At 52.1% G+C, this 12094-nt stretch carries 11 protein-coding genes; 4 read left to right on the top strand and 7 right to left on the bottom strand.

Features of this window, described 5'->3' with window-relative positions:
• Positions 1 to 238 precede the first annotated feature (238 nt).
• The gene (mtnA, locus tag ACTS9Y_RS10175) at positions 239 to 1327 is read left to right on the top strand and encodes an S-methyl-5-thioribose-1-phosphate isomerase (RefSeq protein ID WP_442585811.1); all 1089 of its coding nucleotides are present in this window, start codon (positions 239 to 241) and stop codon (positions 1325 to 1327) included.
• Positions 1324 to 1974: a class II aldolase/adducin family protein gene (locus ACTS9Y_RS10180; protein ID WP_442585812.1), complete on the top strand. Its 651-nt coding sequence runs from the start codon at positions 1324 to 1326 to the stop codon at positions 1972 to 1974. Before mtnA ends, ACTS9Y_RS10180 begins: the two co-directional genes overlap by 4 nt.
• 10 nt (positions 1975 to 1984) lie before the next feature.
• On the opposite strand, the gene ACTS9Y_RS10185 is transcribed toward ACTS9Y_RS10180, so the two are convergent.
• The 3 genes from ACTS9Y_RS10185 to aat are packed head-to-tail and all read right to left on the bottom strand — an operon-like array spanning position 1985 to position 3992.
• The gene (locus tag ACTS9Y_RS10185) at positions 1985 to 2503 is read right to left on the bottom strand and encodes a hypothetical protein (protein ID WP_442585813.1); all 519 of its coding nucleotides are present in this window, start codon (positions 2501 to 2503) and stop codon (positions 1985 to 1987) included.
• 39 nt (positions 2504 to 2542) lie between these two features.
• On the bottom strand, positions 2543 to 3271 hold the full coding sequence (locus ACTS9Y_RS10190; protein WP_442585814.1) for an arginyltransferase: 729 nt from the start codon (positions 3269 to 3271) through the stop codon (positions 2543 to 2545).
• Positions 3258 to 3992, bottom strand: a complete 735-nt coding sequence (gene aat, locus ACTS9Y_RS10195) for a leucyl/phenylalanyl-tRNA--protein transferase (RefSeq protein WP_442585815.1) — start codon at positions 3990 to 3992, stop codon at positions 3258 to 3260. The genes ACTS9Y_RS10190 and aat overlap by 14 nt, the downstream gene beginning before the upstream one ends.
• Positions 3993 to 4204: 212 nt before the next feature.
• On the opposite strand from aat, the gene ACTS9Y_RS10200 reads away from it, so the two are divergent.
• Positions 4205 to 6427: a YgiQ family radical SAM protein gene (locus ACTS9Y_RS10200; RefSeq protein ID WP_442585816.1), complete on the top strand. Its 2223-nt coding sequence runs from the start codon at positions 4205 to 4207 to the stop codon at positions 6425 to 6427.
• A gap of 35 nt (positions 6428 to 6462) precedes the next feature.
• Here ACTS9Y_RS10200 and ACTS9Y_RS10205 read toward each other — a convergent pair whose 3' ends face one another.
• Together ACTS9Y_RS10205 and ACTS9Y_RS10210 are read right to left on the bottom strand one after the other, a co-directional pair.
• Positions 6463 to 7506, bottom strand: coding sequence for a DUF2235 domain-containing protein (locus ACTS9Y_RS10205; protein ID WP_442585817.1), 1044 nt, complete (start codon positions 7504 to 7506; stop codon positions 6463 to 6465).
• A gap of 75 nt (positions 7507 to 7581) precedes the next feature.
• On the bottom strand, positions 7582 to 10047 hold the full coding sequence (locus ACTS9Y_RS10210) for a patatin-like phospholipase family protein (protein WP_442585818.1): 2466 nt from the start codon (positions 10045 to 10047) through the stop codon (positions 7582 to 7584).
• A gap of 214 nt (positions 10048 to 10261) precedes the next feature.
• Between ACTS9Y_RS10210 and ACTS9Y_RS10215 the strand changes: the two genes are divergently transcribed.
• Positions 10262 to 11110: a TraB/GumN family protein gene (locus ACTS9Y_RS10215; protein WP_442585819.1), complete on the top strand. Its 849-nt coding sequence runs from the start codon at positions 10262 to 10264 to the stop codon at positions 11108 to 11110.
• On the opposite strand, the gene ACTS9Y_RS10220 is transcribed toward ACTS9Y_RS10215, so the two are convergent.
• Entirely contained in the window at positions 11111 to 11605 is a 495-nt protein-coding gene (locus ACTS9Y_RS10220; RefSeq protein WP_442585820.1) for a hypothetical protein, read from the bottom strand.
• A gap of 58 nt (positions 11606 to 11663) precedes the next feature.
• The gene (locus ACTS9Y_RS10225) at positions 11664 to 12044 is read right to left on the bottom strand and encodes a response regulator (RefSeq protein ID WP_442585821.1); all 381 of its coding nucleotides are present in this window, start codon (positions 12042 to 12044) and stop codon (positions 11664 to 11666) included.
• Between the last annotated feature and the right edge of the window lie 50 nt (positions 12045 to 12094).

Genomic DNA, 12094 nt, shown 5'->3' on the forward strand with positions numbered 1-12094 from the left:
TTCAATTATAGTGGTGCTAATTAAGTTATTGATTTTAAAGGATAAAAAAATAGATTAAAAAATGAACTTTTGGAAAAAACCCTTATAAATTGGTAAGTTACGCTTTTAAGACACAGCAATCCACAAAGTTATCCACAGTTTTTGTGGATGGAAAATTCGGGCTTGGTCCTACAAAAAAATGCAAGCGCTTTTACACACATTTTTGTAAATAAAAATAAACCATATCGTTTTTGAATTCATGAAAATCCACAACCAGCACTACCGTACGATTTGGCGTGATGCAGACACCGTTTGTATCATAGACCAGACCCAATTACCCTTCGCGCTAGTGATTGGACGTTTGCAAACGCATATACAAATGTGCCATGCCATCCGCAGCATGCAGGTGCGTGGCGCGCCGCTGATCGGAGCTGCTGCCGCTTATGGCATGGTGCTAGGCTGCCAGCAGCAGGCAGATGACCAAACCCTGCAAAGTGTCGCCAAACAGTTAATGGCCACCCGGCCAACGGCTGTCAACCTGGCCTGGGCGGTACAGCGCATGTTGCAACAGCTGTTAGTCATCCCCGTTGCGCAACGGGCGCAGGCTGCATGGGCATTTGCACAAACCATCGCTGATGAAGATGTGGTGCAAAACATGGCGATAGGCCAGCATGGATTAGGGCTGATTGCTGCCGTGGTAACAGCGGACCCTGACCGCGCAGTCAATATTCTCACGCACTGCAACGCAGGCTGGTTAGCCACTGTCGATGGCGGTACGGCGCTGGCGCCGATTTATGCCGCGCACGATGCCGGGCTGCAGGTGCATGTGTGGGTAGACGAGACGCGGCCACGCAATCAGGGAGCGAGTTTGACGGCCTGGGAGCTCGCGCAGCATGGCGTGCCGCATACGGTGATCAGCGATAATGCAGGCGGTCATTTGATGCAGCATGGGCAGGTGGATATGGTGATTGTCGGTGCAGATCGCGTCACTCATAATGGCGACGTGTGCAATAAGATCGGCACCTACCTTAAAGCGCTGGCGGCCTATGACCAGCGGGTGCCATTTTATGCGGCGGTGCCTACACCGACCATAGACTGGCAATTGGCGCAAGGCGCTGCGATCGAGATAGAAATGCGCGATGCAGACGAAGTGGCCTACATGCAAGGACAGGATGAGGATGGGCAGCTCAGGCGGGTGCGGGTGATCCCGCATGAAAGCCAGGCTTTGAACCCGGCCTTTGATGTCACGCCCGCCAGGTTAGTCACCGGCATCATTACCGAGCGCGGGGTATATCGCCCTGAACAATTACAGTTAGCACAATCCAACGCCATGGAGCACGCCCAATGACAAGCCCAGCACCCGCCGCACAACTGTTACATGCCGCACGTAGCCTTGCCACCCTGGGTTTGAATAAAGGCAGCTCCGGCAATGCCAGTATCCGTCTCAGTGATGGCTTGCTGGTGACGCCTTCTGGCGTGCCCGCCGAGCAATTATCAGAAAAAAGCATGGTGTTTATGCAGTGGGATGGCACTGCAGAAGCCGGAAAAAAACCTTCCAGTGAATGGCGTATCCATAGAGATATTTTTCAGGCACGGCCAGAAGTGAATGTCATTGTGCATTGCCACAGCATGTTTGCCACCACCATTGCCTGTCTGGGGCGGGATGTGCCGCCATTTCATTACATGATCGCAGTGGTGGGTGGCGATAGCATACGCTGCGCCCCTTATGCGTTGTTTGGCACTCAAGCACTGTCGGATACGGCATTGCCAGCCTTGCAAGAGCGCAAAGCCTGTTTGCTGGCGCACCACGGTATGCTTGCGTTAGGGCAGGATGTCTCGCAGGCGCTGGCCATCGCGGTGGAAGTGGAAAGCCTGTGCGAGCAATACTGGCGGTTATTGCAATTGGGCGAACCCCCATTGTTGAGCGCGGAGCAAATGCAGTCAGTGCAGGCGCAATTTAAAGGCTACGGCCAGTGGAGCAAGCAGCCGCGTTAACGGTGAATGGCTAAGGCTTGGGGAAAAGTGCCAACGTAGTCAGGCGCAATAATTTGCCCGGGTCACAGATAAACACATTGCCGTGCGTTGTTTGATCAGCTTCCGGCGCGGCTAGAATGGATTCAGCCGGCGCATAACATTTTAATAACACCCCGCCAGACTCTACCGCGTTCAACCCTTTGGCATAGTTGCTGGCAGTTTCTTCAGAGAGCGTCCAGCAGAAACCGATGGCATTCTGGTCAAACAGGAACCAGCTCTCGCCACGGTACAGGGTCACGCCCTCACCGGCATAGCCAGCAAGTGCTTTTTTCAATACTTTCAGCACCAGTGCATCGTCTTTGATTTTGGCGCGCACATCCCCGCCATAGGTCAGCCATAACGATTGAATTTTATTTTTGAGAAAGATGGCGTCGTCGTTGGCATCCGCGAGATATGTAAACGTTTCACGCCACAGTGCCGCATCGGTACTGTTGACATAAATGCCGCTGCAAAACTGTTTGGCGAGTGAGTGTAGGGAATGCTTAATCATGCGGGAGAGCAGACATGCGGACTAAAGCGCAGTCACCACTTATATGACCCATTCGCCATCGATCAGTTTTTCCTGCGGCTGGAACTGCTGCTTGTAAGTCATTTTTTCACTATCGGCGATCCAGTAACCCAGGTACAGGTAGGGCAAGGCCAGTTGTTTGGCCCACTCGATCTGCCACAGGATGCTATAGGTGCCATAACTGGCCTTGTCGCTGGTATCGTAAAATGTATACACGGCCGAAAGTCCATCAGCGACCAGGTCAATCACGCTCACCATTTTAAGCACCTGTTGCGCATCCCTGAATTCGATCATGATGCTTTCAACATTGGTCTGACATAAAAACTGCTGGTACTGCGAGGCCTCATCTTCAAGTTCGCCTATGTGGTCGGGGCCATTGCCATGCCGGTTTTTCTGATAGGCGTGATACAAGGCAAAGTGTTCCTGGTGATAGCCCGCTTCAATAATGGTGATTTGCAGATCGGCATGCTTTTTAAGCGCACGTTGCTGGCTGCGGGTGGCAGTAAACGCATTGACCGGCAAGCGTACCGAAATGCAGGCATTGCATTGTTCGCAATGCGGCCGATAAGCGAATTTGCCACTGCGTCTAAACCCTTGCTGGATCAGGCCGCTGTAGACGCTGGCATCGACCAGGTTTTGCGGCGTGGCGATCAGGCTTTGCGCCAGTTTTTTTGGCAGGTAGCCGCAGGGATACGCGGTGGTCACATAAAACTGCAATTTCTGCAGCGAGGCATCGTTAGGCAGCGTCATGTGTGGATGGCGAGACCAAAGGGGTGGCGGAAGTCGTCGTGTGCAGGTGGTTCATTGTTTCTATAAAGCGGTCTCTGGTGATTTCATAAGCGCCAAAACTGGCCAGCAAAGGCGTGTGCATCTGGCAATCTATCATACCGACTTGTTGGGTGTTTAGCCATTGCACCAGATGGGCAAACGCCACCTTGGACGCATTGCTGACATGGTGAAACATACTTTCCCCATAAAACATGCGCCCTATCTTCACGCCATAGCCGCCGCCGACCAGCGTGCCGTTTTGCCAGGCTTCTACGCTGTGCGCATAACCAAGCTGGTGTAGCTGGTCATAAGCTTGTGCCATCTCGGCAGATATCCAGGTGCCATCCTGGCCGGGGCGGGCGGTGTTGGCGCATGCTGCGATCACGCTTGCAAAGGCCGTATTGATACGGATCTCGAATGGTTGCTGCTGTATCACTTTGCGCAGGGAGCGGCTGATGGTGACTTCCGCAGGAAACAAGACCATGCGCGGATCAGGGCTCCACCATAAGATAGGTTCACCGGGGCTGAACCAGGGGAAAATCCCGCGCTGATAAGCCGCCAGCAGCCGTTGTGCCGTCAGGTCACCACCGATCGCAATCAGCCCGTTGGGCTCCGTGAGTGCCTGTTGCAATGGCGGGAAGGGTGTTTGCTCGTCCAGTATTAATACTGGCCCGCCCGGTAACGGGTAATAGCTATCTTGCATAAAGCCTAATCAAATGAATGCGGATAATGTTGTGTACTTATTCTACAACCTTGTTGCCACAAGGTGATACAAGCGGCAATCCAAATAGTGCAGCTTGAAAAGCGCTGTTTGCCAGAGATGTTTGCCGCGCATTGAATCCCGCTGCGTAGAGGATAGTAAATAAACTGGATTTTTTGAAAAAATGATTTCAAATCAATTGATTAACGCGTAAAATGCGCAATCCTCAAGCATCGCCGGTCACTCGCGTGGAAACCTACACTTCCCTTACTGCCAAACCTGTCAGCAGCTATCGCCCTTATTGGGCCAAACGCTTCGGCACTGCAGCCATGCTGCCGATGAGCCGCGCCGAGATGGATGAACTCGGCTGGGACAGTTGCGACATCATTTTGGTCAGTGGCGATGCCTATATCGATCACCCCAGTTTCGGCGTCGCCTTGATCGGCCGCTTGCTGGAAGCGCAAGGATTTCGGGTCGGTATCATCGCCCAGCCAGACTGGCAATCAGCCGCAGCGTTCAAGGCCCTGGGTGAACCCAACCTGTATTTCGGCGTGACGGCGGGTAATATGGATAGCATGGTCAACCGCTATACGGCTGACCGTAAAATCCGCTCTGACGATGCCTACACACCCAATGCCGCCTCGGACAAACGTCCGGACCGCGCCGTACTGGTTTATTCGCAACGCTGTAAAGAAGCCTACCCGACTGCGCCGCTGGTGATAGGCAGTATTGAAGCCAGCCTGCGCCGCATCGCGCATTACGATTACTGGTCAGACAAAGTACGCCGTTCCATCCTGATCGACTCTAAAGCAGACATCTTGTTATATGGCAACGCCGAGCGCGCCATTATCGAACTTTCGCACCGCCTGGCGCGCGGGGAAGATATCAGTGAGGTGCAGGATATCCGTGGCACTGCGTTTATACGCAAGTTTGTGCCGGATGAGTTTGTGGAAGTGCCTTCCACACGTCTGGACCGTCCTGGTGTGGTCGACAAGCATGAAGACCCGTACGCCATGAAAATGGGTAAGGGCGATGCGAGCTGTGCTACTGATGAAAAAACAGATGATGCCGCAAACGCTGCGCCTGTCATCAACTTGCCATTGCCATTGAAAGCGGCCAAGGTGCCGCGTGACCGCCAGGTCATCCGCATGCCGTCTTATGAAGAAGTGGCCAGCGACCCGGTGATGTACGCGCATGCTTCACGTGTGTTGCACCTGGAGGCGAACCCGGGCAATGCGCGTTCGCTGGTGCAACGGCATGGCCAGCGTGAAGTCTGGCTCAATCCGCCGCCGATTCCGCTGAGCACTAAAGAGATGGATTACGTGTATGACTTGCCGTACGCACGCAAACCGCATCCGGCTTACAAAGGCGCCAATATCCCTGCCTGGGAGATGATCCGTTTCTCGGTTAATATCATGCGCGGCTGTTTTGGTGGCTGTACCTTCTGTTCTATCACCGAGCACGAAGGCCGCATTATCCAGAGCCGTTCCGAAGAGTCTATCCTGCGCGAGATTGAAGAGATCCGCGACAAGGTGGATGGTTTTACCGGCGTGATTTCAGACCTGGGTGGCCCGACCGCCAATATGTACCGCCTTTCTTGCAAGTCTGAAGAGATCGAGAAAAACTGCCGCAAGCTTTCCTGCGTCTACCCCGGCGTGTGTGAAAACCTGAATACCGACCATTCTTCGCTGATCCAGCTTTACCGCAAGGCACGTAACCTGCGTGGTGTGAAGAAGATCCTGATCGGCTCCGGTTTGCGTTATGACCTGGCGGTGAAATCGCCAGAGTATGTGAAAGAACTGGTGCAGCACCATGTCGGCGGCTACCTGAAGATTGCACCTGAGCACTCTGAAGAAAACGTGTTGAGCAAGATGATGAAGCCAGGGATGGGCGCTTATGATGAATTCAAGCGCATGTTTGAAAAATTCAGTGCCGAAGCCGGTAAAAAACAATACCTGATCCCGTACTTTATTGCGGCGCACCCGGGCTCTACCGATGAAGATGTGCTGAACCTGGCGTTGTGGCTGAAACGTAACGACTTCAGGCTGGACCAGGTGCAAACCTTCACGCCCACGCCGATGGCGATGGCCACCGCCATGTATCACAGCGGTAAAAACCCCTTACGCAAAGTGACGCATGATTCAGAATCGGTGCCGGTGCCTAAGGCAGGCAATGTGCGTAAATTGCACAAAGCCTTTATCCGCTACCATGATCCGCAAAACTGGCCCATGCTGCGCGAGGCGCTCAAGAAAATGGGCCGGGCAGACTTGATCGGCAATGGTAAAAAGCATTTGATACCAGCCTATCAACCGGCCGTGTTAACCAAGATCGTGCAGTCTGACGGCAGCCGTTTTGTGCCCAAAGCCATGCCCAAAGGCTTTAATCAGACCAGAAGTTTTGCCAGCCCGAAAAAAGGCCCGGGCGGACGAAAGCACTAGTGTTTTTTGCTGGCTATCTGCCAGCGGATGAAAACTTACGAGAGGTCTACCTTGGCATCGGTCAGGGTGGGCGGACGATAATCAGGCTGTGCCTGCCATTTTAATTTGACGGAAGCATCCACCGTCACATTGACGGCCGGCAACTTACCCTGGTTCATTGCATAAGGCCGATAGACGCGGCCATCGCCTTTTTTGAATAATCCCTTGAACAAGCCATACAATCCATAAGCAAAGTCTTTGTAAGAATCCGTCGGCGGGCTGAGGTAAGCGTCCACCGCAGGCGTGTAAGATTTCAGCTTCAGGCCTGCATCACGCGCTTTTTCCAGCATCCATGACAGGGCAACCCCAGCCAGCGGATCTTTGCCATAGCCGCCGCCTACATTGGCATGTGCACCTATAAACCAGCGTTGCTCAACCATGGTGTTTTCCGGTTTTTTGTGGCCATCATCGCTGGTCCACATGGCGACATTGTAGGCTTCGCGATGTTCATCAAGCGCCATGGCGTGATAAGCATAAGCCACGATTTTCGACAGCTCGGTATCGTGCCACGAATACAGGCTTTTCTCTGAAATCATGGTGCCGGGGATGCCCAATGCGCCCACCGTATCCCACACGCCGATAAAATGTACGCCTACCTCGTTACTATAAGTTTGCCTGAATGCCAGGCATGCCTCGCCATCCGGCCTGGCGGATTTATCGCGGTACAGTTTCTCTGCGCGTTGTAATAGATCAGGGGTGCTGGTTTTCAACAGGCCGCATTTCCGAATCAGGCCGACCAAGCTCCTGGCGGTATAAGCACCACGGCTAAAGCCGAAAATCCAGATTTCATCACCGGCCTGATGGTGTTTGACCAGCCAGTCATAGCCTTGCAGCAGGTTTTTACTCAGTCCATAGCCAAACACGCCGCCGCGCAGTTTGCTGCCGGTAGAAGTGCCCACGCCGGGCTCATAAAAAAACCGCTGGTGTATCTCGCCATCGTCCTCCTCAATCAGGGTGGATAGCTGATAGACATTGGTGATATCTTCCGGATCGTTCCAGGTGCCGTCAAACAGCACAATCTGACGTTCTTTTTTTCTCATGCGGCTACTCCAGTTGAAACGCGTTGTTATTAGGCGCTGCGATGCTTAAATATTTAGTCGAAAGGCGACTGATGGTCAAAGCGATTGCGTGATTAAACCGGGCATCAGACTTTGCAACTGGTCGAGAAGGACTTTATCTACCGACCCGGCAGGCAGCTTCAGGTTTTGCGCGATATGCTCACCCAGGCGGCGGTAGCTTTCAAACTGGGATTCGCTGAAAAACTGGTCTACAGTGCTGTGATGCGGGAAAGTGGGCTCCTGCAACTTGAAGTTGATCAGGTCACTGGGTTCGTCTCCAGTAAGTGAGCTTTTGACATACACCAGGTAACCCATATGGTCAGGGTTGCTATCGCCCAGGTAATCAATGGTGCCTATGGCAAAGTGGCGTGCGCCGCATTTGAACATGCCATATTTGCAATCTTTGACCGGTAACAGGTCGCTGATATCCAGTTTGATGGTGATGCCAAAATCCACTTTGCATTTGCGGATCGCGTTGCCTAGATCCTCAAATTCATAACAACCATCGGCACCGGCATCTACCGCCACGATCAGTTTGCAGCGGCGGCGTACCAGTTCGTAAATGCCCAGGTTCTCAAAATGACCGCCATCGGATAAATACAGATAGCCCGAGGTGGGGCCGGTATTGGTGATCAGTTCTTTAATCAGGTAAAACAGGTTCCAGAAAGGGGACTGGCGCTCAGGCGGGTTAGGCAAGCGGCATCGGTATCCCCATTTGATGAATAAGCGGTTAAGGTAATTCTCATGCAGCGGGTTACCAAACCAGCGGCCCAGGCGTGCGTTGAAGATGGTCATGATGAAACCCATCACCGGGTTGGTGTGGTAGCCCATGTTCGGGCTGGCGGCTGCGCCACTGGTTGAGACCAGGCTGCCCAGTTCAGGGCCGCCTTCACCGGTGTAGTAATGCGTGTCATACCAGACTTCGCTCTCAGGTAATTTAAATCCGCAAAAGTAAGGGCTGAACATAAATGAAGCCGCTTTGCGTTGTTGCCAGGCCAGTTGCGAGCCATCACTGATATTCACCGCGGTGTTCACAATATGGGTAGGGCGCTGTCCACGCAAGGCAGACATGGCCAGATCATCATGATTGTCAAAGCCGGTGAAACTGTTGGGTTTGCGGTTGTTGTTGGTCGCGCCGAGATAGCATCTGGTGAGCCGGTTGCGATAAAAATTGTGCAACGAAAACACATTGATATCTACCCGCCAGCTACCGAGTATGACGATGAGCAGGGCGCCGAAAAACCAGAAGCCGCGCTGCGGCGAGAGATAAAGACTGTAACTGAGGTAACCGGAAACAATCAGGATCAGGGCAATGACGATGTAAGGCAAAAAATGCGTGAGATTGCCTTTTAAACTATTCGGTGGTTCGGTGCCGGTGACGCGGCTTTTACCCAGACGCGAAGTTAAAAAAGCCAGTAACCATGAACCCAGCCCGGTCATGCTTTTCTCGGTGGGGTCCATGTCGCCCAGCCAATCATGAATATAGTAGGGCAGGTATAAAGCCACGGTGAATAACGCCAGCCAGATCACACAAAACCCGATATTGATGCCGCCTATGCGATGCCACCATTCGCGGGTGCTGACATTGATACTGCGGCCACCGATGCCCATTAGTGCGACCAGTGCTGCAGAAATCAGCAATGAGATCACTGGCACGCCTAGCCCTATCCAGTAGTTAGGGCTGACATGGCTGGTGTGGCCCTGTGTGTCATAGGTGATAAATATCTGCTGCCAGCTTTGCAGCGGCACTGCTGATAACAATATGGCAAACCCTGCCACACCACATAAAAAAGCCACGACAGGAAACAGCGCGTGGGCTGTACTCAGGCAGCTTTGACGGCTAAGGTAGAGAGAGGCGAGCAAACTGCCAGCCGCGAGACCGGTGCCGAATTTGCCTGTGCCAGTCTGCCATGCATTCACAAATAAACTCCAGATCAAGCCGCCATCCAGCGTAAAGGCTGGCAATAATGTGCCCTGGATATCCGAATGGCTGAGGAAGATCACACTCATCATGATGGTCACCAGCAGGCATAACAGCAAAACCTGGTTTAACAAGGTATTGGCCATCCATTGCGCGATGGCGGACAAGGTGTCACCAGTGAACAAGCCAGTTTTGGGTGTCAGGTAATTACTATAGCTGCGCAGCCAGAGGATGGCTTTCTCTGTGGCGGTAAGTTGGCGTGATTCCGGCACATTGGGTTGCGTCGATAACACCAGTTCCGCTTGTACCGTGTTGATATGGTTGCTATGTTTAATCAGGCTGCTGAACCAGGCACCGATATAGCCGCCGCCAGACACGGTGGAGAGATAATCAAACTTGTTGAGCAGGCCTTTTTTGGCAAAGCCCTGCAAAATACCCAGGTTGAGTGTGGCACTGCGAATGCCGCCACCCGAGAAAGCCAGGCCGATCAGGTTGTGTGGGTGAATGTCCTTACGCAATGCCGACATGCCCTGGATTTCAGCTTCCAGCACATGGTCGAACGTATCCGTTTTATACGGCTTCTGGTTACACGGTTGGGTCATGGCAGTCTCCCCGAGCTTTATATTGATCGTTATGTAAGGCATGGTAGCGCTGTATCATAAAAGTGACAACACCGCGGAGGCTTATACTGACCATAAGACTTATGAACACGAAATCGACGATTCGCATTCACGAGCATTGTATGAGAGCATAGGGGCGGCCTGACGCAAGAAACAAGCCGTCTGCGCTTAATCGAACCTCAATCTGGAGTCATGCATGCGTATTATTTGGCTATTTATCTGCCTCTGTTTGCTCACCTGTAGTTCGTTACAGGCAGCCGAAAAGAGTCTTTTCTGGCAATTGCAGTCGCCTGCCGGGCATATCAGCTATTTATTTGGCACCATGCACACCGATGATAACCGGGTGACTGATTTCCCGCCCGTGGTGTTCAATGCATTGAAAAATGTCGATACGTTTATGCTGGAAGTCGCTGAATCACCCAAAACAGAATTGTTGCGCATGCCGCAGGGTGATTTAAAACAGATGCTGACTGAAACTGAGCTGGATCAGGTGACTGTGCTGGCAGATAAACATGTGATGCCATTGTCTACGGTCTTGCAGATGAAGCCCTGGTTGTTGGCCGTGGTTTTTGATCTGCCGAAACCACAAACACCGTTTGCACAGGATTTTTTGCTCAAGGCCAGGGCGGAAGAACTAGATAAAAATATCCTCGGCCTGGAAACGCCACAGGCGCATTTTGCCGTGATGGATAGCCTGACTATAGATGAACAGTTATTGATGTTACGCGCAGTTTTGAAACGCAGCGAAGCGCAAAAAGAAAAGGATTTTGAGCGCCTGATGCGCGCCTATCTGTCAGGCGATCCTGAACGTGTTGCACATATAGATGATGCACTTACGGGTGGTATTTTACCACCGGCGTTGTGGCAGCGCCTGCGGGTGAAATTACTGGATGAACGCAATGTCAGCATGGCTGCGCGCGGGATTGCGCAGGCGCAGCAGGAGAGGGTTTTTATTGCCGTCGGTGCAGCGCATCTGGCCGGGCCGACCGGGTTGCTTCAGGCATTCAAACAGGCGGGTTTTAAACTGACACCCATCAAAAAATAATCAGGCCTGTGTCTGCTGGTGTACTGCTGTTGATTCCAGCTCGCGGGCGATCTTGCTGATATGCGCCACAAAGTCGGCATCTTCGCCGACCAGTAATCTTGGCAGGTGCTGGCGAAAGTCTTTGCGCCCGCACCATTCGCGCATGTAATCCTCCCATGACATCCAGCGGCGCAAGGCTTTGCCGCGCATATCTTCGTCATAAGCCAGTAAATACGCGCGTTCAAACAGTGAAATCAGAATCTCGAACAAGACCAGCTTGCGCTCCTCCTGTTCTTCGGACATGGCTTTGGATTGTGACAGTGAACGTAATTGCAAATCCGGGTTTGCCATCACCAGTTTCAGGAAATCAGTGTAGTTATCGGCCAATAGCTGATAGACCTCTTCATCTTCATTTTCACGTTCTTTACGCTGTTCCAGCATAAAGGTGAGTATGGCCAGCGGTAAGCCGACCACCGTGACTATATAACTCAGCATTTCCCAGGTTTGAATATTCATAGGCACCATACTGCCCTGAAAACGTGATTTAAAGAAGAGGATACGTCAGAAGGCTAATTTAGTTTGGGACGCCGGCGCGTTGCTGAATGACTTCCATACACTCATCAAACTGTAATGATTTATCAAAGAAGTATTCCACACCCATATCGCGGGCCAGGTTACGGTAATAGCCATTGCCATGGTTAGTGAGCATGACGATATCTGGAATTTTAAATGGGAAATTCTGCTGCTGTGTGTGGCGTACCACATCAAAGCCGGTACCTTTGGCTAACTCGATATCAAGCACAATCATGTCGTATTCGCCAGTGTTGAGGAAATCAATCGCTTCGTCACTGGTGGTGGCGATATTTTCTATCGCCAGCTGTTCACAGTCGTGCAGCATTTCGACAATCACATCGCGAATCAGAGCAGAGTCTTCAACTAACAATAATTTATACATGAGCATTTAGCCAATCACAACCCTGTAAGCATTGTATGAAATTTTATTCT

The organism is Methylophilus sp. (genome assembly GCF_052173275.1).
GTDB lineage: Bacteria > Pseudomonadota > Gammaproteobacteria > Burkholderiales > Methylophilaceae > Methylophilus.